Genomic DNA, 24,809 nt, shown 5'->3' with positions numbered 1-24,809 from the left:
CTGCGATGGGGGTATGATGCAAGTCATTAGCAATTAAGTGACTTCAGCTTTTAGCCGGGAAGGAGACTATCAATATCCCGCTAAAAATCGGCGCCGATCACGCGATAGAGGGTGATCCGGTTTTGCAGCAGTTCAAGATCCGTGGCGATCGCGCTCCGCCGCGCCGAATAGAGCGATCGCTGATTGACGAGTGTCGTCAGGAACGGGTCGATGCCCGCGCGATATCGCTGCTCGGATAGAGCATAGGCGTTCTCGTTGGAAACAACCAAGGCCCGCTGAGCCCGCTGTTGTTCCCCTATGGTGCCAGCGCGGGCCAAGGCATCGGCTACTTCGCGGAATGCGTTCTGGATGGCATTTTCATAATTGGCGACCGCTGCCTGCTGCTGCGCCTTGCTGAACTCGACATTGGCCCTGACGCCGCCACCGAATATGGGAAGGCTGGCGGAGGGCGCTGCTGACCAGGTGAAGGCATTGCCTGTAAAAAGAGACGATAGCGCAGAACTCGCCACGCCGATTGCTGAGGTCAGGCTGATGCGCGGGAACATCGCGGCGCGCGCTGCGCCGATGTCGGCATTGGCAGCTTGCAGTTGGTGCTCAGCCTGCAGCACATCCGGCCGTCGCAGCAGGACGTCCGATGAAGTCCCTGCGGGCACCTGCGCGGTCGTTCCGATCAATGATGAGAGGGAGAGGGGCAGGAGTGCTTCTTCGACCGAGGCTCCGGCGAGCAGGTCCAGTGCATTGCGGTCCTGCGCCACCTGTGTGACAGCGGCCGCGACATCGGACCGCGCCTGCTCTACCACGGTCTCAGCCTGGTGAACGTCGAGCTTACCGGAAAGGCCTACCCCGTTGAGCGATCTGGTGAGCGCCAGCGTTCGTTCTGCACTGGCAAGCGTGTCGCGCGCGACAGTAAGCAATTGTTGATCAGCAGCGAGCACCGCATAGGCACTGGCCGTTTCCGCGACGAGTGCGATGCGGGCTGCCCTCGCTCCCTCTTCGGTCGCCAGATAGGATTGGAGCGCGGATTCACTCAAGTTGCGCAATCGGCCGAACAGATCGATTTCGAAAGCGCTGAACCCGATGTCGGCGCTGTAGCTATCCTGCCGTTGATCATTGCGGCGCGAGAAGGTAGCGCCTGCATCCGCCGTAACCGTGGGCAGCTGCGCCGCTCTCTGGATGCGATATTGCGCTCTTGCGGCGAGTAGATTTGCCAGCGTGACGCGCAGATCGCGGTTGCTCGCGAGCGCTCGCCCGATGATGGTTCGCAGTCGCTGATCGCCCAGCAGCGCCGTCCATGGCAGCCCTGCTTCTTCCGTGGAGATCGCCGCAGGATAGGCTGCTCCAGCAGGCCAGGCTGGAGGGACGGGCGCGGCAGGCCGCTTATAGGTTGGCGCGAGATTGCAGGCAGTCAAGGCCGCGGTGAGGCCAAGGAGGAGGACGCGCCTCATGCGGGCACCTCCGAACCGGGCGCAGGCGAGGCACGCTTGCGGGTGAACAGGCGCGCGATGGTGAAGAAGAACAAAGGCACATAGAAGATGGCCAGCACCGTGCCGGTCAGCATGCCCCCCGCCACTGCTGTGCCGATAGCGACCCGGCTCTGCGCGCCTGCGCCATGGGCAAGCGCCAACGGGAGAACGCCCGCGATGAACGCCAATGACGTCATGATGATCGGGCGGAAACGAAGCTTGGCGGCCTCGATCGCCGCGCTCATGGCGTCCTTGCCCTCCCGATAGGCGAATTCGGCGAACTCGACGATCAGGATCGCATTCTTCGCGGCGAGCCCCATGGTGGTGAGCAGCCCAACCTGGAAAAATACATTATTCTCCAGACCGCGCCCCCATACCGCAACGACTGCACCGATCAGACCCAGCGGAATAACGAACAGCACGGCGAGCGGCACTGACCAGCTTTCGTACAGCGCGGCGAGGCAGAGAAACACGACGAGCACCGAAAGGGAATAGAGCAATGGCGCCTGCCCACCCGACAATTGTTCCTGATAGGAAAGGCCGCTCCACGCGTAGCTTGTGCCGGCGGGCAGTTGCTTTTGCAACCTCACCATTTCATCCATGGCTTCGCCGGAACTTGCGCCAGGCGCGGCCTGACCCTGTATTTCATAGGAGGACTGACCATTGAAGCGAGCCACGCTCGTGGGACCCATCTCCCAATGCGTCGTCGCGAATGCTGAGAAAGGAACCATTTCTCCTGTCGCCGCCGAACGGACCTGCCAGTTGTCGATGTCGGTCGGCAAAGCTCTGTATGGCGCATCAGCCTGCATGTAGACCCGCTTCACACGGCCGCGGTCGATGAAATCGTTGATATAGGTGCTTCCCCAGGCAGAACTCAGCACGTCATCGACGTCACTCTGCGTAAGTCCAAGTACCGCAAGCTTCTCACTATCGATATCGACCTTGAGCTGTGGCGTGTCCTCCAGCGTCGCTGCGCGGACACCGGCAAGAAGGGAGCTTTCCTCAGCCGCAGCAAGCAATTGATTCCTCAAGGCCAGGAACTCGTCGCGGCTGAGACCGCCCGTGTTGAGCAACTCGAAGGTGAAGCCATTTGATTGCCCCAGGCCGCGGATGGCAGGCGGCGTCATCGCGAGGATTTTTGCGTCACGCACCGCTGCCAGTTGCTTAGTGGCGCGGCTCGCGATCTCGCTCGCACTGTTCGCCTTGCCCGATCGATCTTCCCAAGGCTTCAGATTGATGAAGCCTTGTGCGGTATTCTCGCCTTGCCCAGCGAAACTGAAACCTTGTGCGATGAAGACGCTCCCGACGTTTTCGCTTTCCTCGCTTTGAAAATAGTTGCGGACGCTGTCGATCGCCTGCCTTGTCCGGGTTGACTTGGCGCCTGCGGGAAGCGTCATCTGCACCATGACCTGTCCCTGGTCCTCGACAGGCAGGAAGCTGGTCGGAAGGCGAACGAACAACAGGGCAAGGATGCCAAGGATCAGCACATAAACACCCCAGAAAAGGGCACGCCGATGCATGACCTTTTCCAACCGGCGCATGTAGCCGCCGGTTACACGTTCGAACCAGCGGTTGAATTTGCCAGCCCAGCCCTGCTGGCGGCGCTCTTCGCTCGTCGGTTTCAGTAGCGTGGCGCACAGGGCAGGCGAAAGAATGAGCGCCACGACCACGGACAAGAGCATGGAAGAGACGATGGTGATGGAGAATTGCCGGTAGATCACGCCCGTCGATCCGCCAAAGAACGCCATCGGCAACAGGACGGCCGACAGGACGAGCGCAATGCCGACCAGGGCGCTGCCAATTTCTTCCATCGACTTAATCGTCGCGGATCGCGCATCCAGCCCCTCGTCGTGCATCAAGCGTTCGACATTTTCGACGACGACGATGGCATCATCGACCAACAGGCCGATCGACAGCACCATTCCGAACAGGGTGAGTGTGTTTATGGAATAGCCGAAGAGCGCAAGCACACCGAAGGTCCCGAGCAGGACCACGGGCACTGCGACTGCGGGGATGAGGGTCGCGCGCCAGCTTTGCAGAAAGACGAACATGACGACGACGACCAGCCCGACCGCTTCGATGAGCGTCTTGATGACCTCGTTCACCGAAAGCCGGATGAAAGGTGTCGTGTCGCGGGGAAATGCGATGCTGTAGCCATAGGGCAGTCCGGTGGACAATTCTTCCACCTTGGCCTTTACAAGTTCGGCAGTTTTCAGCGCATCCGCGCCGGGGGCAAGCTGCAGCGCGATGCCTGAACCCGGATGCCCATTCAGCGTCGCGGAAGACGTGTAGCTTTCATTGCCAAGTTCAACCCGGGCGACGTCGGAGAGATGAACGACCGAACCGTCATTCTGCGTCTTGACGATGATGTTGCGAAATTGCTCTGGCGTCTGGAGGCGGGAGCGGGCCCGCACGGTAGCATTGAGCTGCTGCCCGGCAGGCGCTGGATCAGCGCCGATCTGCCCAGCGGAGACCTCGATATTCTGCGACCGGATGGCGCTTTCCACGTCCGACGGCATCAATTTGACGGTGGCGAGCTTATAGGGGTCCAGCCATATGCGCATGGCATATTGCGAACCAAAGATCTGAACGTCGCCGATGCCTTCCAGGCGGGAAATGGGATCCTGGAAATTATTGACCAGATAATCCGAAATGTCGGCCTGAGTGGATCGATCGGTGCGGTCGTACAGCGCGACCAGCATCAGGAAGTCGGTTTGCGACTTGGTGACCGTCAGGCCTTGCTGTTGAACCGCATTCGGCAAGCGGCTTAGCGCCTGCTGCACCTTGTTTTGAACTTGCACCTGTGCGGTGTCGGGGTCCGTTCCCTTGTTGAAGGTGACGTTGATGCGCGACTGGCCGTTGGCCGTGGAGGTCGAGGAGAAATACATCAGGCCATCGATGCCGGTCAGCTGCTGCTCGATAACCTGGGTAACGCTGGTTTCGACAGTATCCGCCGAAGCGCCCGGGTAATTCGCGCGAATATTGACTGCGGGCGGGGCAATGTCGGGATATTGTGCGATCGGCAATGACAGCATGGCGCCCAGGCCGGCGAGCATGATGCCGATGGCGATAACCCATGCGAAAATCGGGCGATCGATGAAGAAGCGGCTGATCATTTCGAGGTCCTAACGCCCCTGGCTGATCGTGGCGGCGCGGACTGTGTCGCCCGGCTTTACCTTGTCGGTCCCCTCGACGATCAGCCGCTCACCAGCCTTGAGGCCTGAGGTGATCAGCCACTTGTCGCCTATGGCTTGAGCCGCGGTGACTGTCCGGCGCTCGACCTTGTTCGCGCGATTGACGATCAATGCCGTGGCATTTCCCTTCGGATCACGGCTGATGCCTTGCTGGGGCGCAAGTATGCCTCCGGGGATCACGGCTTGAGGCGCCACGACGCGCACGAACATGCCGGGAAGAAGAAGGCTGTCGGGATTGGGAAAGCGCGCGCGCAGGGTGATCGTGCCGCTGTTCGGGTCCACGATGGGCTCTGCAAACTCGACGCGCCCTTCGAGCGGGTATTCGCTGCCATCGTCCAGTTTCAGACGGATGGTCGCGCTTGCCGGCAGCGTCTTGCCGGCAGCCAGGCTGCGCCGGAGTGCAAGCAGCTGGGCGCTCGATTGCGTGATGTCGACGAAAATGGGGTCGAGTTGCTGGATGGTGGCGAGCGGGCTCGCCTGGCTGGCAGTCACCAGCGCGCCGGGCGTGAACAAGGATCGGCCGATCCGACCGCTGATCGGCGCCCTGACTTCCGTGAAACGCAAGTTGATGTTCGCGGTCTGAAGCGAAGCACGGGCCTGCTGGATCGCCGCTCCCGCTTGCCGGGCAGCGGCGACCACATCGTCACGTTCCTGAGCGCTTACGGCCTCGGTTTTCCCGAGAGCCTGATAGCGGCGCGCTTTGGCTTGAGCCGCAACCGCCGTAGCCTGGGCGTTGGCGAGGGCGGCCTGCGCCTCGTCGCGGGACGCGCGATAGAGCGACGGATCGATCTGATAGAGCGGCTGACCGGCGCGGACGTATGAGCCTTCGGTGAAAAGGCGCTTTTGGACGACACCTGCCACCTGTGGGCGTACTTCCGACATCATCGTTGAAACTGTGCGGCCGGGAAGTTCGGTTGATACGGTCACATCCTGAGCGCGGAGCGTGACCACGCCGACCTCGACCTGTTTCTTCTCCGGCGGCTTGTTCTGGCTGCAGGCGGCCGCGAGCATGCATAGTGCTAGGATCAATTGAACGCCGGGGAATGATGAGGGAGCGAAGCGCAGCGGCATGGCGGCGGGCAAATCCAATAAGGAAATCAACAATTGCGAGAACTTCACCCGGCGCAGGGGGAGGGGGGAGCGCCGGGTGAAGGACGGGCCGACCTTGATGACGAGCGTCACGGGCCATGCTCCGACGCTTCCTATTCGCTCTTCGGCAGGTCCATTAAAAGGCCGATGATGTTCCATTGTGCATCGCAATATGTCGGAATGTATCAGCACGTATCAGCCCCTTTGAGATGGGCAGACTTTTCCTGCCTAAAGCCTTAGAAGGCGGCCATGCCTGACCAGATGAACAGCCGCCCAGCACGCCTGATCGTTGTTGATGATGACCCTGATATTCGCGACCTGATCGTCCGGCAGCTTCAGCAGGAACATTATGATGTCGTGCCTGCCGGTAGCCTGGCGGAGCTTCAGGACGCGCTTGCCGTGCACTCTGCCGACCTTATCGTGCTGGACCTCAACCTGCCCGATGGAGATGGCCTGAACCTGTGCCGGGAATTACGTGCACAGGGCAGCGACGTTCGCATCATCATGGTGTCGGCGCGCGGCAGCGCGATCGATCGGGTGCTTGGGCTTGAACTGGGGGCCGATGACTATCTCACCAAACCGTTCGAGCCGCGCGAATTGCTGGTGAGGATACGCAACCTGCTTCGCCGCGCCCAAATCGACGATCCGGAACGGCAGCGCGACAAGAGCGCGCGAACGGCCAGCTTCGGGCCTTGGCGGCTTGATCTGTTTCAGCGCAGGTTGATCGCGGAGGATGGCCGCCTCGTCATGCTGTCGTCCGCTGAATTCCGTCTTCTGTCGCGCTTCATCGATGAACCCAATGTCGTGCTCTCCCGCGAGAACCTCGTCCCCGAGCGCCGCGCCACGGCCGCCTTCGATCGGTCCATCGATCTTCAGGTCAGCCGGTTGAGGCAGAAGCTCGCGGCGATGCCGGGGGGCGAAGAGCTCATCCTGACGGTGCGGGGTGAAGGCTATGTGCTTGCCAGTCCGGTATCCTTCGAATGATCCGGCCGCTGTGGCATCGCGTCCGGAGCTTTTTGCGGTCGCTGACCGGGCGCATATTCCTGTTGTTGACGATCGGCATGTCCCTGGCCGCGATGCTCGCCTTGCTGGTCGCCGAACATAGCCGCAGCCGGGATTTTCAAAGCTGGCGCATCCAGCGCGTCGTCGCGAGCGCCGAGGACATCGCGCATCGCCTGCAACGCGATCCCAAAAGGGTGGAGGCCATGCTGGCGTCCCAGCAGATCATGGGTGCAGCTCTGGCGCCCGAAGGGATCGCCGTAGCCGAACCGGACGCGGCGCTGGCCAAAGCGCTCAGGGTAAGGTTTGGACGCGGATCTAACCCGGAGGCGAGTCAGGTCCCCGCGGGCCTTTGCTTCCCCCGCCAACGCTATGATCCTTCGGTAGGTGCGGCAGGCGTCGTGGACGCGCCACGCCCTTCCTGCTGGATCGTGCGCTTCACCGACAGGACAGGTGCGCGAAGGTCCTTGGCGCTCAACCTGCCGCGCATGGAGCGGCCCGCAAGCATGATGGCCAACCCGCTCTACATGCTGCTGATCGTCATCGCCTCTGCGGGCCTCGCCATCGTCGTGGCGCGGATCGTGGCCGAGCCCTTGCGCCGGCTCAAACATGCCGCCGAGTCCTTTTCATTGTCGCTCGATCCCGAGGAAATTCCCGAAAGCGGTCCCGAGGAAGTACGGGCGGCGCTATCGACATTCAATGTCATGCAAAGGCGGGCCCGCGCGGGTTTTGCCGAGCGTACGCAGTTGCTGGCGGCGATCAGCCATGATCTGCAGACGCCGCTCACCCGGTTGAGGCTGCGGCTCGAACTTGTCGAGAATGACGACCTTCGCGCGCGGCTGTTGCAGGACCATCAGGCGATGCAGACGCTGGTCAAGGAAGGGTTGGACCTGGCTGCCAGCACGGAAACACAGGAGGAATGGTCAGTCGTCGATATAGATTCCCTGCTGGAGAGCATGGTTGAGGATGCGCAGGACCTGGGCGCTCCCTTGCGGTTCTCAGGCGGATGCGGGGGCACCATTCGTGTGAAGCCCAATGCCCTGAGCCGGTGCATCAGCAATCTGGTCAGCAACGCCATCAAATATGGCGGCGAGGCAGAGGTCGGCTGCTCCCGGCGAGGCGGGCGCGTCCTTATCCACATCCGGGACAAAGGCCCCGGCATTCCGCCGGATCAACTCGACCAGATGTTCGAACCTTTCACCCGTGGTGCTTCAGGACAACCGGGGGGGCGGCCGGGAACGGGCATTGGCCTCACGATCGCCCGGTCGCTGGCCCTGACTTTCGATGCGTCGGTTCGGCTGATGAATGCCGAAGATGGGGGCTTGATCGCGACTATCGAGATGAAGGCATAAGCTCGATCTTCCGCGTCGCCAACCGATCCGCCTCCGCTGGATTATGCGTGACATAGACGATCGGGAGCACAAGCTCGTCGCGAATGCGCAGGATGACGTCCATGATGCCTTCCCGGCGGGCGGGGTCGATCGACGGCAGGGGCTCGTCCATGAGGAGGGCCCTGGCACCGGACAGAAGCGCCCGGCCGATGGCGACCCGCTGCGCCTCGCCGCCTGACAGGGTGCCGGGCCAGCGACCGAGCAGATGTTCGATGCCCAGGAAGTCGATGACCGCTTGCAATGACATCCACCGGTTTTCCGGAGCCGCGAGGCGATGGCCATAGAGCAGGTTTGCGCGCACCCGAAGATGGGGGAAAAGACGTCCGTCCTGAAAGACATAGCCGATGCGGCGGCGGTGGGGAGGAAGGTTTATGGCGGCGCTGTCATCGAACAGCATTTGGCCATCGATGCTGACATGGCCTTGATCGGGGCGCATCAAGCCCGCGATCATGTTCAGGACCGACGTTTTCCCGACGCCAGATGGACCCCAGAGCAGCGTGATGCCGTCGGACGCCACGAAGCGCGCGGCCACGACATGATCGCCAAGGGTTTTGCGGACATCGACGTCAAAGGACATGGCGCGTTCCGGTTGCGCTCGTCCAGCGGGCCAGAGCTTCCGAGAGGAGAAGCGCGCCCAGGGAAAGGCCGATCGAAATCAGCGCCAATCGCCAGACGGCCGCGTCCGCGCCCGGCACCTGAAGGGCGCTATAGATGGCGAGCGACAGGGTGCGCGTTTCCCCCGGGATGTTGGAGACGAAGGTGATGGTCGCGCCGAATTCCCCCAGCGACCGGGCAAAGCCGAGGATGAAGGCTGCTGCGACGCCTGGCAGCGACAGAGGCAGGAGGATCGTGAAAAAGCACCGGGCAGGACTGGCGCCAAGGGTCTGGGCCGCTTCTTCCAACCGGTGATCGACGGCTTCGATCGAAAGCCGGATCGCGCGGACCATCAGCGGGAGCGCCATGATCCCCGCAGCGATGGCAGCGCCCGTCCAGCGGAACATGACGGACAGGCCGAGCCAGCGCTCCAACATGCCGCCCACTGGACCCGCGGGCCCGAAGGTCAGGAGCAACATCCACCCGATGACTACGGGGGGCAGTACCAGCGGCAGATGCACGGCCGCATCCAGCAGAAGCTTGCCGGGAAAGCGCCAACGCGCGAGAACCCAGGCGAGGGCGAACGCGAGGGGCAAGGTAATGAGCATGGCCGCGAGGCTGACCTTCAGGGAGAGCATAACGATCTCCCATTCTTCCGGGCCGAGCGCTGCTACCGTCACCGCGTGCCGAAGCCATAGCGGCGGAAGATCGCCTTGCCGCGCGCGGAAAGAAGGAAGCGATGAAATCCAGCCGCTTCCCTGTGGGTCGATCGGCTGAGTAGCGCTAACGGATAGGTGATCGGCGGGTGACTGGCCTCCGGAAAGACGCCGACGATCCTCACCGCCTTGCTGGCGCGCGCATCGGTTGCGTAGACGATGCCCAAGGGCACCTGCCGCCGCTCCACCATAGCGAGCGCGGCCCGCACATTTTCCGCCGCAGCGATCTTCGCGGCTATCGCAGGCCAGACGCCGAGAGCGGTGAGCGATGCCTTGCCATATTTGCCAGCGGGAACGCTGCCGGGGTCGGCCATCGCCAAACGGCCATTGCCGAGCGCGCGGGCGAGCGGGAAGCCGCGCCGGATTTGCATCGCTTTCATCGTCCCCGCGGGCGCGATCAGGACGAGCTTGTTGGTGAGTAGCGTGGCACGTGTCCCTCGGCGTAGTAGCCCCTTTTTGGCGACTGCATCCATCCAGGGTTCGTCGGCTGACAGAAACAGGTCGGCGGGCGCTCCGGCTTCGATTTGCCGGGCCAAGGCCGAAGACGCGGCGAAGGACAGAATTGGCCTCTCATACCCCTGTGCGGTCCATGCGTCGGCCGCGGCGGTCAACGATTCCTGAAGGCTGGCCGCAGCCAGTACAAGAGGGCCGCGCTCACGGGCTTCGGCGGATCGCCCTGCAAAAACCGACAGAATGAGAAGGAGAAAGAGGAGACGACGCATATGCTGTCCAAAGCCGGAGATATATATGCCGCTATACAGCGCTTCCCAGCCATGGCGATGGGGAAATTGGAGTTGTACGTGCCTGGGGTCGGATCAGCGGGGCAGGGGAAGCCGGTTGCGCTGCGCTTCAAGTGCGTCACCCGTCAGTGGCCGCCGTTCGCTGGCGGCCTTGCCCTTGCGCAAGCGCTTGCGATCTTTCTCGCTTGGATCGACCAGGCGTACGCGCACGGCGCTTTGGCCCGCAGCGCGTATCCCCAGTGCTTGGGCAGCCCCGCGAGACAGGTCGATGATCCGCCCCCGTGAGAAAGGCCCGCGATCATTGATGCGGACCAGCAGGGTGCGTCCACTGCCAAGCTCAGTCACTTCGACATAAGAGGGCAGCGGCAATGTGGGGTGAGCGGCGCTGATCCCCTTGGCCCGGAATTTCTCTCCCCGCGCGGTCCGGTTGCCGGATTCATTGCCATACCAGCTGGCGTAGCCGACCTCGTCATAGCCTGGCTGCTGGGCCGGGACATAGGTGACGCCGCGCACCGTGTAGGCAGGCCCGATGCGGACCGGGGTGTCGGATACGGGTTGGTAGGATGCGCAACCGGTCAGGAGCAGAGGCAGCACGGCCATGGCACGATGAAGAGATAACATTTTATCGTCATAACGCCACTGCAGAGGCGATCTCAAGCGCGGCGGCTATCCGGATAGCTAGTCACGATTCCATGGGGATAGCGCGGCTCCTGTTCAATTCTCCTAAAGGAGACGCGGCTTCGTCCCTAATCGTCGGCCGGGCAGCATTAAGCGTCAGTGCCTGCGGGTCTTCTCAACGGTACAATGCCCTCAGTCGCTGGTGCTCGGGGAGCCTGCGGCGTCCGCAAGATACCCCCAAGCTTGCGGAACCGGGCCCGGCTGCCCCGACCATGATGAAGGTCGACGATTTACAGCCGGGCCCAATTCTGCCGCGATGTGATCATGAGATGCTGATGAGCGATCAGGGTTTTGAACGCTGCTCCCGCTCGCGATCCGCTTCGTCGATCGCTTTTATCAAATCCTCGAACGCGCCATCGCGCGGTAGGGGAAAGAGGCGGGAAAAACTGTCACCGAGCCGCTGAATATCATTCTGCGTCAAAAGGCCTATTGCGACAATGTCGTCACGGGTGTCCATTCAAGACCCCTCCTGACTGTGGATAACGATGCAAAGCGCGTCTGGTGCCAAGCTATTGTGCCGGAATGGCAAAAATCCGTCACATCCCACTGAAAGATGACTGGTCATGAGGCGCGCCAGCGTTCGAGGGCTGCATCATATTTGCGGCGTTCGGCGGCGGCGCGGCGTTCGAGCTGGTCATTCGCTTTCTCCTGCCTTTTACGCAGGCTTTCGATCTGCGCGCGCAGCCGGGCCTGTTCCTCCTCGAGCGGTTTCAGTTCGGCCTTGGCCTCGACCGCCTGCCGGGCGAGCGCCTCTTCTGCTGCGTTCAGGGCATCGCGACTGGGCCGTGGGCGAGGGGGAGGGGTGCGCTTATGCGCTTGCTGCCTGGTTTGGGCGGGCGTCTTGCTGCGGGGCGCCTTTCGTCCTTGCGCCTGCTGAGATTTGGAAAGGGAGGCGAGATGTTCCGCTTCGCTACCCCGTGGCCGCTTGATGACGGTGCCGGGGTGCGCCATCGGCTCCCGGATCAGGTCCGGCTGGGTGACCTGCTCTGCTGACCCGCGAGCGAAAAGATTGGCGTCAGTGCCCCAGGCTTCGAGCGCGGCCTTTTGGCTCGGGGCCGCGACATAGGCGTCATGGAACCCGATCGGAGTGCGATAAACCTTTAGCGCGCGTGCCATTGGAGCTGAACGCTCCTGATGGCCGGGGGTGCCATGCCGACGGGCTCATCCATGTTAGCGGCAGGCTCGGCGCATGGAAACCTGCGGCCACCGCAGCGTTGGACCGAAGATAGCAATCGAGGAAATTTTCATGCAGCAGGACAGGCAACGCGGCCAATCGCCAGATGAACCGGCAGAGGGCAGCAACGACATCCCGCCGCCCGAACGGGGATCGCCCGAGGACGGGAGCGATCATCAAAGCGGCGAGGCTGAGGAAAAGATCGAGAAAGGCGAGGTCGATGACGCCAATCCGCTCGCGCCGCCGGTGAATACGCAAGCTGGAAGCTGAGGCGCGGCTCTCTTCGGTCAATCGCTGATCGTAGCTTCTTCCGGCCAATAGAGGCGCATCGGGTTGTCGACCAGCAACTTGCGCTGAAGTTCGGCCGAAGGTGCGATGCGGGGGATCATGTCGACCAATTCGCCATCGTCGGGAATCGCCTTCTCCATGTTCGGGTGAGGCCAATCCGTGCCCCATAGGACACGGTCCTGATAGTCCGCGACCAACGGCGCTACGCAGCGAGCGAAGTCGTTCCAGGGTGGACCTTTCGGATCAAGCCGGTCGGGACAGGTAACCTTGGTCCAGATATCGTCGCGGCTGTCCAACAGGGCGCGGAAGGCCATCATGTCGCGCCCCGCCGGGCCCTGGGAGATATCGGGGCGGCCCATATGATCTACGACCACCAAGGTCGGGATCGCATCGATGAAAGGCCGCAATTCCCCTAATATGTCGGCTTCGAAATAGATCACCACATGCCAGCCCAGCGGTTGTATGCGGCGGGCGATTTCGAGGAACCGATCCTTGGGCGCGTCATCGACCAGGCGCTTGAGGAAGTTGAAGCGGACGCCGCGGATGCCGCCTTGGTGCAGCGTCTCAAGCTCGCGGTCGCTGATCGCCGGGTTGACGACGGCGACCCCGCGCGCCTTGCCTTCCGACTGGGCGATGGCGTGCAGCGTCGCGCCATTGTCCGTGCCATGGCAACTGGCCTGCACGATGACATTGCGGGAAAAGCCGAGTTGGTCGCGCAGGGCGAAGAGCTTGTCCGGCCCGGCATCCTGGGGAAAATATTTCGCCTTCGGGCTGAACGGGAATTGAGCCATGGGCCCAAAGACGTGACAATGCGCATCCACCGCGCCGGGGGGAGGCGTGAATTGGGGAACGGAGGGGTCGGTCGTCCAGCTGATGATGCGTTCGCTCACCCGAAAATCTCTCCATCCATCAACTTGCGTGCCGTGCGGAGCATGGCCGCGCTGATCACGCTGCCTTCTTCGTCGACTTCCATGACGCATGTGGTTTCGCCGCTGGGATGCTCGACCGAAATGACCTTTCGCTCGCCGTCCGGGACGGCGGCCAGATCAGCGGCGGGGGAGCCGGGAAGAAGGCAGGCGGTGGCGACGCTGACCGCACCGAGTACGCCGATCGACGCATGAGCGCGGTGGGGAATGAAACTGCGCACGGTGATTGCGCCGCCGTCGCGTGGCGGTGCTACCAGCATCATCTTGGGGACGGACTTTTCCTTCACGTCACCCAGGTTCATGCGCTCGCCGACGGCGAGGCGGATCTTTTCGATGCGGGCTTTCAGCGCGGCGTCCTGATCCAGAGTTTCGCGATCCTCATAGCCGCTGATGCCGACATCCTGCGCCTTTATGACGACGCAGGGCATGCCGTTGTCGATCAAGGTGACGCGAACCCCATCGACATCATCGAAGACGTTGCCGGTCGGAAGCAATGCGCCGCAGGAAGAGCCGGCGGTGTCGCGGAATTCCAGCGGCACCGGGGCAGCGGTGCCCGGAACGCCGTCGATCTTGGCGCTGCCGTCATATCGGACGATGCCGCCCGGCGTTTGCACGGTCGCGATCGCGGTCTGGCCGGTATTTTCCATGTAGATGGCGACGCGGGTTTCGCCGTCCTGCGCTTCCACAAGGCCGCGTTCGATGGCGAAGGGGCCGACGCCAGCGAGGATGTTGCCGCAATTCTGGGCGTCGGTAACGATGGCCTGGTCCACGAAGACCTGGAGAAAGAGATAGTCGACATCGGCGCCGGGCCGCGCTGACTTCTTGACGATGGCAACCTTGCTGGCCAGCGGGTCGGCGCCGCCCATGCCGTCGATCTGGCGCGGGTCGGGTGAGCCCATGATGCGCAGGAGGAAGCTGTCGCGGGCGGCGGTATCGGCGGGGAGGTCCCCGGCGAGGAAATAGCCGCCCTTCGACGTGCCGCCGCGCATCCACATGACGCGGGCGGAGTCAGACATATTTGAGGCCCATTTCTTCGAGCCGGGGACGCATGTTGTAAATGTCCAGACCGAGTTCTCCCGCGGCGAGGCGCTGGCGCTTGGCTTCTTCGGCGGCTTCGCGGGCCTGCGCTTTTTCGAGGACAGCGGCGGCGTTCGCGCGCGGGACGATGCAGACGCCGTCATCGTCGGCGATGATGATGTCGCCTGGGTTGACGAGGGCGTTCGCGCAGACGACCGGGACGTTCACGCTGCCGAGCGTCGCCTTGATCGTACCCTGGGCGTGGACCGCCTTTGACCAGACGGGGAAGTTCATTTGCGTGAGGTCGCGGATGTCGCGCACGCCTGCGTCGATGACAAGGCCGCGGCAGCCGCGCGCCTGCGCTGAGGTGGCGAGCAGGTCGCCGAAATAGCCGTCGGTGCAGGGGCTGGTCGGCGCGAGGAGGAGGATGTCGCCTTCGCGCAATTGTTCGATCGCGACGTGGATCATCCAGTTGTCGCCGGGAGGAGCGGAGATGGTGACCGCGCTCCCCGCGATGCGGGCGCCGGGATAGATGGGGCGCATGTAGGGAGCAAGGAGTCCGGTGCGGCCCTGGGATTCGTGGACGGTGGCGACGCCGCAATGGGCGAGGGCGTCGATGATGGAAAGATCCGCCCGGTCGATATTCTGGACGACGATGCCGGACATGCGGTTTGTTCCTTTGGCGAAAGCAAGAAGGAATTGGCGAGAAAAAGCGGATTGAACAAATTTGATCTGTGCGGTGGGCATTAGTTTTTGCTAAGTGTACATGATGCAGCCCGATCAGTTCAATATCCGGCACCTGTCCGCCGCCGCCGCCGTGGTCGCGCATGGGAGCGTCAGCCTGGCCGCGCGGGCGGTGAATTTGACGCAGCCTGCGGTGACGCAGGGGATCGCCAAGCTGGAAGCGCAACTGGGCCTGCCTTTGTTCGAGCGGCATCCGGGCGGCATGACGCCCACGGCGGCAGCGGCAAGGCTCGCTCCCCGGCTGGAGGCGGCCCTTCGGCTGATCGGCAGCAACCGGGCGACGGCGGCGCAGATCCGGGCCTTCGTCGCGCTGGCCCGGGCGGGCAGCTATGCGGCGGCCGCAGGGGAGGCAGGCGTTACCGAGCCGTCGCTGCACCGGGCGGTCGGGGACCTGGGGCTGGTCATGGGGTACAGGCTGGCCGAGCGGCGCGGGCGAGGGGTGACGCTGACCAGCGCGGGGGCGGCGCTGGCACGGCGGTTGAGGCTGGCGCTGGCGGAATTGCGATCCGGGATGGAAGAGATAGAGGCGTTGAAAGGGCAGGAGAGCGGGCGCGTCGTGGTGGGGGCGATGCCGCTGTCGCGCGCGCGGCTGTTGCCCCGGGTGATCAGCCGGTTTCGGCGGGAGTTTCCGCACGTGCATATCAGCGTCCATGAAGGGTCGCATGCCGAACTGGTGGGGCCGCTGCGGGACGGCGAAGTGGACATGATGATCGGCGCGCTGCGCGACGCGCCGATGGGGCAGGATCTGGTGCAAAAGCCCCTGTTCGAGGACCGGCCGACGATCATGGCCCGCGCAGGGCACCCGCTGGCGAGAGGATGGGACGCGGATGCGCTGCGGCATTACCCGTGGATATTGCCGCCGGAAGGCACGCCGCTGCGGCATTTGTGGCGGCGAATGGTGGAGGCGCTGGGTGGTGGCCTGCCTGCGGTGCCGATCGAATGCGGGTCGGTAATGACGATCCGCGAACTGCTGGTGAATGGCGATTATCTGACGATGCTGTCGCTGGATCAACTGGCGCTGGAGTTGAGCGCGGGCATGGTGATCGACATCGGCCCTGCGCCCGGCGCGATCAGCCGCACGATCGGGCTGACGACCAGGGCGGATTGGCGGCCGACGCGCTTGCAGCAATGTTTCATGGACGTGATCGAGCGAGAGACCGGCGTCATAAGTTCGTAAAAACTTATGGGGAGGACATGGATTCGATTGGCCGCAGGGATTTCGATGAGCGATGGCTTTCCCCATGGAGCAGGAAGTCGGTCTGATCGGATTTGGCGAGGCGGGGTCAACCTTTGCATTGGCGGGGGGCTGGGCCGCGCGGGCGCATGTGTTCGACTGCAAGACCGACGATGCGGCGGCGCGCGACGCGATGATCGCGGCCTATGCCCGGGCTCATGTGCCGGGCGCTCGCTTCCTGGAAGATGCGCTGTCGGGCGTGGAATTGGTCATTTCACTGGTGACGGCGGATCAGGCATTGGCCGTGGCTGAAGCAGCGGCGGAGTGCATCGCGCCCGGGGCCATTTATTGCGACATGAACAGCGTCGCGCCGCAGACCAAGCAGGAAGCGGCGCGCGCGATAGAGGCGGCGGGCGGCCATTATGTTGACGTTGCCGTCATGGCTCCGGTCAATCCGGCGCGGTTGTCGGTGCCGTTGCTGCTGAGCGGTGGCCATGCGGATGAGGCGGCGGCCCGGCTTGTCGCGCTTGGCTTTGCCAACATGCGGGTCGTGGGTGAAGCAGTGGGGCGTGCCTCGTCGATCAAGATGATCCGGTCCGTAATGGTGAAGGGTATCGAGGCGCTGACCGCCGAATGCGTGCTGGCGGCGGAGGCTGCGGGCGTGCGGGACGAAGTGCTGGCGTCGCTGGATGCGAGCGAGAAGGCGCGGCCATGGGGCGAGCGGGCGGAGTATAATCTGGAACGGATGCTGGAGCATGGACTGCGCCGGGCGGCCGAGATGGAAGAGGTGGTGAAGACGCTTGAGGCGCTTGGAACCGGCGCTGCGATGACGCGCGGAACGGTGGAGCGGCAGCGGGAGATCGGGGCTTTGGGGGTGAAGATTGTGCCGAAGGGGTTGGCGGGGAAGGTTGCGGTTATCAACTGTCCCGTCATCCCAGCGGAAGCTGGGATCTCTTCGGGTGAGGTTGTTGCTTAGTGGAGGGAGAAGCCAGCTTCCGTTGGCATGATGGGTTGTGTGGGCGTGTCTGCGCTTTGATCGAGACTTGGACGGGGAGAAGGAGTGGGCTTCGACAAGCTCAGCTCGAACGGGGGAGAGAGTGAGCGGTTTTGAGTGATGTGCTCCTGCGAAGGCAGGAGCCTAGGCCTGCCGTTTGAGCTGGGCTCTCACGAGCCACTCGTTTCGTTCGAATGGGTTCGCAGGGGCGGGTTGAGGGTTGGGCTGGCGGTGCGCCGTGCCGCCTGAGATCCCAGCGTTCGCTGGGATGACGGTAAGGATGGGTGGTGTGAGAAGGATGAGGGTAGGAACGCAATGAGCCTGATTATCGACTGCCATGGTCATTATACCGTGCTCCCCAAGGGGCATGATGCCTGGCGGGAGGAGCAGAAGGCGGCGTTCAAGGCGGGCGTCGTTGCGCCGCCTTATCCGAACATCAGTGATGATGAAATTCGCGACACGATCGAGTCCAACCAGTTGCGCCTGATCAAGGAGCGGGGCGCGGACCTGACGATCTTTTCGCCGCGGGCTTCGGCCATGGCGCCGCATGTCGGGGATGCGGAGGTCGCCCGGGAGTGGGCGATGCGGTGCAATGACCTCATCGCGCGGGTGGTGGGCCTGTATCCTGAGACGTTCGCCGGTGTGTGCATGTTGCCGCAGTCGCCCAAGGCCGACATGAGCAACAGCATCGCCGAACTGGAACGCTGCGTCACGCAGCTGGGCTTTATCGGATGCAACCTTAATCCTGATCCCGGCGGCGGGCATTTCCAGCATCCGCCGCTGACTGATCGTTACTGGTATCCCTTTTACGAGAAGATGGTCGAGCTGGACGTTCCGGCGATGATCCATGTGTCGGGCAGTTGCAACCCGGCGATGCATGCGACCGGCGGCTATTATATCGCGGCGGACACGATCGCCTTCATGCAGTTGCTGGAGGGCGATCTGTTCAAGGATTTCCCGACGCTGCGCTTCATCATTCCGCATGGCGGGGGGGCGGTGCCCTATCATTGGGGACGCTATCGTGGGCTGGCGGACATGCTGAAAAAGCCGAGCCTCGACATGCATTTGATGAACAACATCTTTTTCGACACTTGCGTCTATCATCAGCCGGGCATCGACCTGCTGGCCGATGTGATCGACAACAAGAATATCCTGTTCGGATCGGAAATGGTCGGCGCGGTGCGCGGGATCGATCCGACGACTGGCCATTATTTCGATGATACCAAGCGCTATGTCGACGCGCTGGATATCAGCGATGCGGAAAGGCACGCGATATTCGAGGGCAATGCCCGCCGCGTCTTCCCGCGCCTGGACGTGCAGTTGAAGGCGCGCGGGCTGTGAGTTTCCGCACCCCCCATTTATCCCTGTGGGGGGTGTTCCATCTCCCGTCCTTGCTGTGGAAGGACGGGGCGGGAGATGGATTTTCCATTTGTCTGGAGAACCGCCGATGAGCGTTGATATTCATGAATATCTGGCTGAATTCGACGATATCCCCGGCACGCGCGTCTATACCGGCAGGCGCGCGCGGCAGGGATATTGGATGAACCAGTTCGCGATGAGCCTGATGAAGGCGGACAATCGCGAACGGTGGAAGGCGGACGAGCGTGCCTATCTGAACGAATGGCCGATGACGGAGGAGCAGCGGCAGGCGATCCTTGACCGCGACTATAATCGCTGCCTGGACCTGGGCGGCAATATTTATTTCCTGGCCAAGGTATTTTCGACCGACGGCATGTCCTTCTTGCAGGCGGTCGGCACGATGACGGGCATGAGCACCGAAGACTATCAGGCCATGATGATCGCCGGGGGGCGATCACCCGAGGGCCAGCGTTCGATCAGGGAGAAACGTTGATGGCCCGCATTACCGCTGGTGTGGGGACCAGCCACGTGCCCGCGATCGGCGCGGCGATGGACAATGGGAAAGTGGGCGAGCCCTATTGGGCGCCTCTGTTCGCCGGATATGAATGGTCGCGCCAATGGATCGCCCAGGAAAAGCCGGATGTCGTGATATTGGTCTATAACGACCATGCGTCCGCTTTCGACATGAAGATCATCCCGACCTTCGCGATCGGTTGTGCAGACCGCTACGGCATTTGCGATGAAGGTTGGGGACCGCGTCCGGTGCCCGATGTGGAAGGGCATGCCGACCTAGCCTGGCATATCGCGCAGAGCCTGATCCTGGACGAGTTCGACATGACCATCATCAACGAAATGGATGTCGATCATGGGCTGACCGTGCCGATGAGCCTGCTGTTCAATCAGCCTGACAAATGGCCGGTGAAGGTCATTCCGCTGGCGGTCAATGTCGTCACTTACCCGCCGCCTTCCGGCAACCGGTGCTGGATGCTGGGCGAGGCGATTGCGCGGGCGGTGGAAAGCTATGGCGAGGACCTGAACGTGCAGATCTGGGGCACGGGGGGCATGAGCCACCAGTTGCAGGGGCCGCGCGCTGGGCTGATCAATGCGGAGTGGGACAATCGCTTCCTGGACCTGCTGAGCGCCGAAGATGACGGAAAGTTGCGCGCGATCCCCCATATCGAATATCTACGGGAAACCGGATCGGAGGGGATCGAGATGGTGATGTGGCTGATCATGCGCGGTGCGCTGGGCAGGAAGGTCACGCCGCTCCATCGTCATTACCATGTTCCCGCATCCAATACGGCCGTCGGGCATCTGGTGTTGAGGCCCGACGATTCATAACAAGGATCGAGGGGATGGGTCATGGGTCGCGCTGATATCGAGGATGCACTGGCCAAGCTGGAACAGGTGCATAAGCAACTGGCGGTCTTGTCGACTGGTGCGGAGGCCGGTTGGGAAAAGGAATATCTGCAGAGGCGACGAATGTTGCAGGAGCAGATCAACCGATTGTGCCAGGCGGACGCTCAGTTGAACCTGTGCGATGAGGACAGCCGCCGGTTCAGGGATGCTTTCAGCAGGTTCCGGACGGCGACAGCGCTGCACCAGGCGGACTGGCCGGTGGTCGATATCAACCGGCAAGACCCGGCATATGGTCAGTCCGCCGCCAACGTCGGACAGACATATCAGAATTTCATGACGGTGATGCGCACGCTGATGCAGCGATAGCAGGGCGCCAGCTCGCGCAGCCAGGACGATGAGGAGTGAGTTATGAGGATCGCGCTGGCTGGTGCGGGAGCTTTTGGTGAAAAGCATCTGGATGGCCTGAAGAATATCGACGGCGTGACCGTCACGTCGCTGGTGGGGCGTGAATTGGCGCCGACGCAGGCGGTTGCCGCGAAATATGGCATCGGTCATGCGACCACCGACCTGGCCGACACGCTGGCGCGCGATGATGTGGACGCGGTGATCCTGTGCACGCCGACGCAGATGCATGCGGAACAGGCGATCGCCTGCATGGATGCGGGCAAGCATGTGCAGGTCGAGATACCGCTCGCTGACAGCTGGGCCGATGCGCAGGCGGTGCTGGCCAAGAGCCAGGAGACGGGGCTGACCTGCATGGTCGGGCATACGCGGCGGTTCAACCCGAGCCACCAATGGGTGCATCAACAGGTGAAGGCTGGCGCGTTCAACGTCCAGCAGATGGACGTCCAGACCTATTTTTTCCGCCGCAAGAACATCAATGCCAAAGGCGAGCCGCGGTCGTGGACGGACCATCTGCTGTGGCACCATGCGGCGCATACGGTGGACCTGTTCGCCTATCAGGCGGGGCGGATCGTGGACGCACATGCGATGCAGGGGCCGATCCATCCCGAATTGGGAATCGCGATGGACATGTCGATCCAGCTGAAGAGCGAGAGCGGCGCGATCTGTACTCTGTCGCTGAGCTTCAACAATGACGGGCCGCTGGGCACCTTCTTCCGCTATATCGGCGACACGGGCACCTATATCGCGCGCTATGACGACCTGGTGAACGGCAAGGAAGAGCCGATCGATGTGTCGAAGGTGGACGTGTCGATGAACGGGATCGAGTTGCAGGACCGGGAATTTGTAAGCGCCATTCGCGAGAGGCGGGAGCCGAACTCCAGCGTGGTGAAGGTGTTCGACTGCTATCGGGTGCTGGGGGAGCTGGAGAAACAGCTGGGGTGAATCGACGCTGGTTTGTTCGGGCCAGCCTGCGCGTGCCCCCTCGACAGGCTGAGGGCGAATCGGGGGCGGATCAGGCGGTTAGCAGTGGATGCCGCATGCGCAGGTCGTCCATCAGGCTCTCGATCACCGAGATCTCATGGCTGGTGCCGGTGGGCGTGACCGTCCAGTTGCAATGGGGATGGGTGTCGCGGCTGTAGAGGCGGACGGCGCCCAGCACCTTGCGCCAGTGATGCTTGCTGCGGCCATGGTCGCGGACGAGGCGTGCGACCAGCAGGTCGATGATCTTGTCAGACGTCATCTTCGGCTTTCTCTCCGCCGATCCAGCGGCCGGGCAGTTCGATATAGGCTTCCAGCTCGCGCCAGTGCCGGTCCCAGCCGGGGCCTCGGCGATCTTCCGGCACATAGGCCTCCACTATGCGACGGGCGCGGGCGACGGGGTTGCCGGGCGGCGTGCGCAGGCGATCGAGAATGTGGCGGATATCCTCGCTCATGACGGGCTGATAGCCTGTCCCCTGGCGGCGCGCCAGCCGCGCGGCGAGCGGCCGGTGTGGCGGGCGAAGAAGCGGGAGAAATAGGCGGGATCGTCGAATCCCACCGCATAGCCGACTTCCGCGACGGAAAGGTTGGAATAGAGTAGCAGGCGGCGGGCTTCAAGCAGGGCGCGTTCGTCCAGCATGGCCGCGGGGGAGAGGCCTGCCGCACGGGCGCAGGCGTGGCGCAGCGCGGTTTCGCTGACGCCAAGCGCGCGGGCGTGATGGGCAACAGGCTCGCGATGCCGGAAGCGCTGTTCGATCCGCTCACGCAGGCGAGCGACGAGGCGGGCCTGGCGGCCGCTGCTGCTGGCGCCGGAGGCGGAGAGGGTGGCGTGGCGCAGTGCCTGGACCATCAGCCAGAGGAGAAACGCGTCGACGGCGGCGCGCTGGCCGGGGCCGGCCCAGGCCAGTTCCCGCGCGAGCGCGCCTATGCGGGTTTCCACTTCGGCCGCGCCCGGCAAGGCCACTGCGCGGGGCGCGCGGAAGAGCGGCTGGAGATCGGCGTCGCGCTCCAGAAGATGGTGGAGGTAGCTGTCAGCGATGGTGACGACCCATCCACGGGAGTCGCGGTGCCAGGAAAAGCCGTGGATGATCCCGGCGGGCACCAGCAGCAGGCAAGGGGCGTCGAAAGCGACGCTGTCGCCATCGGCGCGCATCGATCCGCCACCTTCGGCGATCAGGATGATATGGTTGAGATCGCGGTGGAGATGCGGCTGGATCGTCCATTCGCTGGGGCGGGACCGATCGTCCAGGCTCTCGACATGGACGAAGCCCTCCGCAACGCTCCGCTGCGGCTCGCCATAAAGGTAGAAGCTGGGAACGGGAGCGGTCATGGCTGGGCACAATTAGCTGCTGGATCGTCCAAGTCATAAGCCAGTTCGCCCATGTCCCGCAAGCGCCATCGCGGGCATCATGCGCGGCATAGAAAAGCTGCGAAGAGGATGCCATGAAGACGCAAGTCGCCATTATCGGCGCGGGGCCTGCCGGGCTGCTGCTCGGCCATCTGCTGCGGGCAGAGGGGCTGGACGTGGTCGTGGTGGAGCGGGCATCCCCGGACTATGTGCTGGGGCGCATCCGCGCTGGGGTGCTTGAACGGACCACAACGGATTTGATGGACCGGCTGGGCCTGGGCGAGCGGATGCATCGCGAGGGGTTGCCGCATGACGGATTTCACCTGGCGGATGGCGAGCGGCTGATCCGCATCGACATCGGAGCGCTCACCGGGCGGCAGGTCGTGGTCTATGGCCAGACCGAATTGACCCGCGACCTGATGGAGGCGGCGGCGGACCGTGGGCTGGAGATCGTCTATGAGGCTGGCGACGTCGCATTGCACGAGGTGGAAAGCGATGCGCCTTATCTCACCTACAGGAAGGGCGGGCGACTGGAGCGGATCGACGCGGAGTTCATCTGCGGCTGCGATGGATTTCATGGGCCCTCGCGGCGGGCGATCCCGGCGGGCGTCGCGACGGCTTACGAGAAAATCTATCCCTTCGGATGGCTCGGCATATTGGCCGATGTGCCGCCATGCGAGCATGAGCTGATCTACGCCAATCATGAACGCGGCTTCGCGCTGGCGTCGATGCGGTCGGAGCAGCGCAGCCGCTATTATATCCAGGTGCCGCTGGACGAGCGGATCGAGGATTGGCCGGACGATCGGTTGTGGGATGAGCTGGCGACAAGGCTTGGCCCGCAAGCAGCGGCGCAGATCGTGCGCGGCCCGGCGCTGGAAAAATCGATTGCCCCGCTGCGGTCGTTCGTTTTCGAACCGATGCGGCATGGACGGTTGATGCTGGCAGGGGACAGCGCCCATATCGTGCCGCCGACTGGGGCGAAGGGCCTCAACCTGGCGGCGTCCGATGTGTTCTACCTGTCGGAAGCGCTGACCGGATGGTTCCGGCGGCGCGATGGCGACGCGGTGGCGGGCTATTCGCGGCGAGCGTTGGCGCGCATCTGGAAAGCGGAGCGCTTTTCCTGGCAGCTGACGCGGCTGATGCACCGCTTTCCGGACAATGATGCGTTCGACCGGCGGATGCAGATCGCCGAGCTGGATTATATCGCATCGTCGGAAGCGGCGCAGACGGCGATCGCGGAGAATTATGTGGGACTGCCCTTGTGACGCGGGGTTGGCTTGGACAGAGTATCCCCATCCAAAAGACCAGCGGCTCTGCTGAGCTGATGTTGGACAAGGGGACAGGAATGAGCCAGAAATCGACCATTGCCGTCATCGGCGCGACCGGTAAGACGGGCCGCCGCGTGGCGGATCGGCTGACGGGGCTGGGTCATGAGGTCCGCATCGGGTCGCGGCAGGCGGAGTCGCCTTTCGTCTGGGAGGAAGAGGCTAGCTGGCAACCCCTGCTGGACGGAGTGGACGGCGTCTATATCGCCCATCCCGACAACACGCATCCTGACGCGGGCGCGCAGATTGGTCGGTTGGCGAAGGTGGCGCGGGATGGCGGCGCGAAGCGGCAGGTGCTGCTGTCCGGGCGCGCCGATGAAGGCTTCATGGATACGGTCGAGGCTGGGTTCAGGGCCAGCGGGGCTGATTGGACGATCCTGCGCCCGGCCTGGTTCATGCAGAATTTTTCCGAGATGTTCTTTGTCGACGGCGTGTTGGCGGGCGAACTGGTTTTGCCCGTGGGAGAAGCGACAGAGCCGTTCATCGATGTCGAAGATGTCGCCGCCGTGGCGGTGGCGGCTTTGTTGGACGGGCGGCATGCCGGGCAGATTTATGAGCTGACCGGCCCTGAGCTGTTGGGCTTTGAGGAGGCTGCGAGGGCGCTTTCAAAAGCAACGGGGCGGAAGATCAGCTTTGTCCCGATCAGCCTGGATGCCTATCGCGAGGGCATAGTGGCGAGCGGGTTGCCCGAGGAATATGCCTATACCTATTCCGGTATCGCGAATGGCAAGCTTGCCTATTTGACCGATGACGTCGAGCGGGTGCTGGGACGGAAGCCGCGGCGGTTTGCAGATTATGCGCGGGATGCAGCGGCGAGTGGCGTTTGGGCGGTTTGATTAAGCTCGCGGCTCTGG

General features: G+C 63.1%; 27 protein-coding genes. 12 read left to right on the top strand and 15 right to left on the bottom strand.

Annotation, left to right across the window (positions count from 1 at the left end):
* Window positions 1-80 precede the first annotated feature (80 nt).
* The 3 genes from MU848_RS14270 to MU848_RS14260 are packed head-to-tail and all read right to left on the bottom strand — an operon-like array spanning window position 81 to window position 5,668.
* Complete coding sequence (locus MU848_RS14270) at window positions 81-1,445, bottom strand: efflux transporter outer membrane subunit (RefSeq protein ID WP_247233595.1); 1,365 nt, start codon at window positions 1,443-1,445, stop codon at window positions 81-83.
* Entirely contained in the window at window positions 1,442-4,579 is a 3,138-nt protein-coding gene (locus tag MU848_RS14265) for an efflux RND transporter permease subunit (protein ID WP_247233593.1), read from the bottom strand. The genes MU848_RS14270 and MU848_RS14265 overlap by 4 nt, the downstream gene beginning before the upstream one ends.
* Before the next feature lie 9 nt (window positions 4,580-4,588).
* The gene (locus MU848_RS14260; protein ID WP_247233819.1) at window positions 4,589-5,668 is read right to left on the bottom strand and encodes an efflux RND transporter periplasmic adaptor subunit; all 1,080 of its coding nucleotides are present in this window, start codon (window positions 5,666-5,668) and stop codon (window positions 4,589-4,591) included.
* Between the two features lie 327 nt (window positions 5,669-5,995).
* Between MU848_RS14260 and MU848_RS14255 the strand changes: the two genes are divergently transcribed.
* On the top strand, window positions 5,996-6,730 hold the full coding sequence (locus tag MU848_RS14255; RefSeq protein WP_247233591.1) for a response regulator: 735 nt from the start codon (window positions 5,996-5,998) through the stop codon (window positions 6,728-6,730).
* Window positions 6,727-8,097, top strand: coding sequence for an ATP-binding protein (locus MU848_RS14250; RefSeq protein ID WP_247233588.1), 1,371 nt, complete (start codon window positions 6,727-6,729; stop codon window positions 8,095-8,097). Before MU848_RS14255 ends, MU848_RS14250 begins: the two co-directional genes overlap by 4 nt.
* On the opposite strand, the gene MU848_RS14245 is transcribed toward MU848_RS14250, so the two are convergent.
* From MU848_RS14245 to MU848_RS14220, 6 genes are all read right to left on the bottom strand, one after another.
* Window positions 8,078-8,713, bottom strand: a complete 636-nt coding sequence (locus tag MU848_RS14245; RefSeq protein WP_247233586.1) for an ATP-binding cassette domain-containing protein — start codon at window positions 8,711-8,713, stop codon at window positions 8,078-8,080. The genes MU848_RS14250 and MU848_RS14245 overlap by 20 nt on opposite strands.
* A complete protein-coding gene (gene modB, locus MU848_RS14240) occupies window positions 8,703-9,368 on the bottom strand; it encodes a molybdate ABC transporter permease subunit (protein WP_247233817.1) in 666 nt (221 codons plus the stop codon). Before modB ends, MU848_RS14245 begins: the two co-directional genes overlap by 11 nt.
* Before the next feature lie 38 nt (window positions 9,369-9,406).
* The gene (modA, locus tag MU848_RS14235; RefSeq protein ID WP_247233584.1) at window positions 9,407-10,168 is read right to left on the bottom strand and encodes a molybdate ABC transporter substrate-binding protein; all 762 of its coding nucleotides are present in this window, start codon (window positions 10,166-10,168) and stop codon (window positions 9,407-9,409) included.
* A 93-nt stretch (window positions 10,169-10,261) separates the two neighbouring features.
* Window positions 10,262-10,786 (bottom strand): septal ring lytic transglycosylase RlpA family protein, encoded by a 525-nt coding sequence (locus MU848_RS14230; protein ID WP_247233582.1) that lies wholly within the window; start codon window positions 10,784-10,786, stop codon window positions 10,262-10,264.
* A 361-nt stretch (window positions 10,787-11,147) separates the two neighbouring features.
* The gene (locus MU848_RS14225; protein WP_176502327.1) at window positions 11,148-11,321 is read right to left on the bottom strand and encodes a hypothetical protein; all 174 of its coding nucleotides are present in this window, start codon (window positions 11,319-11,321) and stop codon (window positions 11,148-11,150) included.
* Between the two features lie 104 nt (window positions 11,322-11,425).
* Window positions 11,426-11,980: a hypothetical protein gene (locus tag MU848_RS14220; protein WP_247233580.1), complete on the bottom strand. Its 555-nt coding sequence runs from the start codon at window positions 11,978-11,980 to the stop codon at window positions 11,426-11,428.
* A 130-nt stretch (window positions 11,981-12,110) separates the two neighbouring features.
* Here MU848_RS14220 and MU848_RS14215 point away from each other — a divergent pair, with 130 nt between their 5' ends.
* A complete protein-coding gene (locus MU848_RS14215) occupies window positions 12,111-12,308 on the top strand; it encodes a hypothetical protein (protein WP_247233579.1) in 198 nt (65 codons plus the stop codon).
* Window positions 12,309-12,325: 17 nt separating this feature from the next.
* On the opposite strand, the gene MU848_RS14210 is transcribed toward MU848_RS14215, so the two are convergent.
* From MU848_RS14210 to ligK, 3 genes are read right to left on the bottom strand one after another with little or no spacing between them, the layout of a single operon-like run.
* Window positions 12,326-13,216 carry an amidohydrolase family protein gene (locus MU848_RS14210; protein WP_247233577.1) on the bottom strand — a complete coding sequence of 297 codons (891 nt, stop codon included), beginning with the start codon at window positions 13,214-13,216 and terminating at the stop codon, window positions 12,326-12,328.
* On the bottom strand, window positions 13,213-14,268 hold the full coding sequence (locus tag MU848_RS14205) for a 4-oxalomesaconate tautomerase (RefSeq protein ID WP_247233575.1): 1,056 nt from the start codon (window positions 14,266-14,268) through the stop codon (window positions 13,213-13,215). The genes MU848_RS14210 and MU848_RS14205 overlap by 4 nt, the downstream gene beginning before the upstream one ends.
* Window positions 14,261-14,935: a 4-carboxy-4-hydroxy-2-oxoadipate aldolase/oxaloacetate decarboxylase gene (gene ligK, locus MU848_RS14200; protein ID WP_247233574.1), complete on the bottom strand. Its 675-nt coding sequence runs from the start codon at window positions 14,933-14,935 to the stop codon at window positions 14,261-14,263. The genes MU848_RS14205 and ligK overlap by 8 nt, the downstream gene beginning before the upstream one ends.
* A 103-nt stretch (window positions 14,936-15,038) precedes the next feature.
* Here ligK and MU848_RS14195 point away from each other — a divergent pair, with 103 nt between their 5' ends.
* The 7 genes from MU848_RS14195 to MU848_RS14165 all read left to right on the top strand — a co-directional run bounded on the left by MU848_RS14195 (window position 15,039) and on the right by MU848_RS14165 (window position 21,246).
* Window positions 15,039-16,190, top strand: a complete 1,152-nt coding sequence (locus MU848_RS14195; RefSeq protein ID WP_247233815.1) for a LysR family transcriptional regulator — start codon at window positions 15,039-15,041, stop codon at window positions 16,188-16,190.
* Between the two features lie 64 nt (window positions 16,191-16,254).
* On the top strand, window positions 16,255-17,163 hold the full coding sequence (locus MU848_RS14190; RefSeq protein WP_247233813.1) for an NAD(P)-dependent oxidoreductase: 909 nt from the start codon (window positions 16,255-16,257) through the stop codon (window positions 17,161-17,163).
* Between the two features lie 333 nt (window positions 17,164-17,496).
* Window positions 17,497-18,522 (top strand): amidohydrolase family protein, encoded by a 1,026-nt coding sequence (locus tag MU848_RS14185; RefSeq protein WP_247233572.1) that lies wholly within the window; start codon window positions 17,497-17,499, stop codon window positions 18,520-18,522.
* A gap of 106 nt (window positions 18,523-18,628) precedes the next feature.
* Entirely contained in the window at window positions 18,629-19,033 is a 405-nt protein-coding gene (gene ligA, locus MU848_RS14180) for a protocatechuate 4,5-dioxygenase subunit alpha (RefSeq protein ID WP_247233570.1), read from the top strand.
* Window positions 19,033-19,881 carry a class III extradiol dioxygenase subunit beta gene (locus MU848_RS14175; RefSeq protein ID WP_247233568.1) on the top strand — a complete coding sequence of 283 codons (849 nt, stop codon included), beginning with the start codon at window positions 19,033-19,035 and terminating at the stop codon, window positions 19,879-19,881. Before ligA ends, MU848_RS14175 begins: the two co-directional genes overlap by 1 nt.
* 21 nt (window positions 19,882-19,902) lie before the next feature.
* Window positions 19,903-20,265 carry a hypothetical protein gene (locus tag MU848_RS14170; protein ID WP_247233566.1) on the top strand — a complete coding sequence of 121 codons (363 nt, stop codon included), beginning with the start codon at window positions 19,903-19,905 and terminating at the stop codon, window positions 20,263-20,265.
* 42 nt (window positions 20,266-20,307) lie between these two features.
* Window positions 20,308-21,246: a Gfo/Idh/MocA family oxidoreductase gene (locus tag MU848_RS14165; protein WP_247233564.1), complete on the top strand. Its 939-nt coding sequence runs from the start codon at window positions 20,308-20,310 to the stop codon at window positions 21,244-21,246.
* 70 nt (window positions 21,247-21,316) lie between these two features.
* On the opposite strand, the gene MU848_RS14160 is transcribed toward MU848_RS14165, so the two are convergent.
* The 3 genes from MU848_RS14160 to MU848_RS14150 are packed head-to-tail and all read right to left on the bottom strand — an operon-like array spanning window position 21,317 to window position 22,612.
* Entirely contained in the window at window positions 21,317-21,544 is a 228-nt protein-coding gene (locus tag MU848_RS14160; protein WP_247233562.1) for a hypothetical protein, read from the bottom strand.
* The gene (locus tag MU848_RS14155; RefSeq protein ID WP_247233561.1) at window positions 21,534-21,737 is read right to left on the bottom strand and encodes a hypothetical protein; all 204 of its coding nucleotides are present in this window, start codon (window positions 21,735-21,737) and stop codon (window positions 21,534-21,536) included. The genes MU848_RS14160 and MU848_RS14155 overlap by 11 nt, the downstream gene beginning before the upstream one ends.
* Window positions 21,734-22,612, bottom strand: coding sequence for a helix-turn-helix domain-containing protein (locus tag MU848_RS14150; RefSeq protein WP_247233558.1), 879 nt, complete (start codon window positions 22,610-22,612; stop codon window positions 21,734-21,736). The genes MU848_RS14155 and MU848_RS14150 overlap by 4 nt, the downstream gene beginning before the upstream one ends.
* Before the next feature lie 113 nt (window positions 22,613-22,725).
* Between MU848_RS14150 and pobA the strand changes: the two genes are divergently transcribed.
* Window positions 22,726-23,895, top strand: a complete 1,170-nt coding sequence (gene pobA / locus MU848_RS14145) for a 4-hydroxybenzoate 3-monooxygenase (RefSeq protein WP_247233556.1) — start codon at window positions 22,726-22,728, stop codon at window positions 23,893-23,895.
* An 80-nt stretch (window positions 23,896-23,975) separates the two neighbouring features.
* Window positions 23,976-24,791, top strand: a complete 816-nt coding sequence (locus MU848_RS14140; RefSeq protein WP_247233554.1) for an NmrA family NAD(P)-binding protein — start codon at window positions 23,976-23,978, stop codon at window positions 24,789-24,791.
* Window positions 24,792-24,809: the final 18 nt, after the last annotated feature.

This window comes from Sphingobium agri (assembly GCF_023051225.1).
Taxonomy (GTDB): Bacteria; Pseudomonadota; Alphaproteobacteria; order Sphingomonadales; family Sphingomonadaceae; genus Sphingobium; species Sphingobium agri.
Note: the sequence above shows the minus strand (reverse complement) of the source record. Positions and strands in the feature narration are given on the sequence as shown.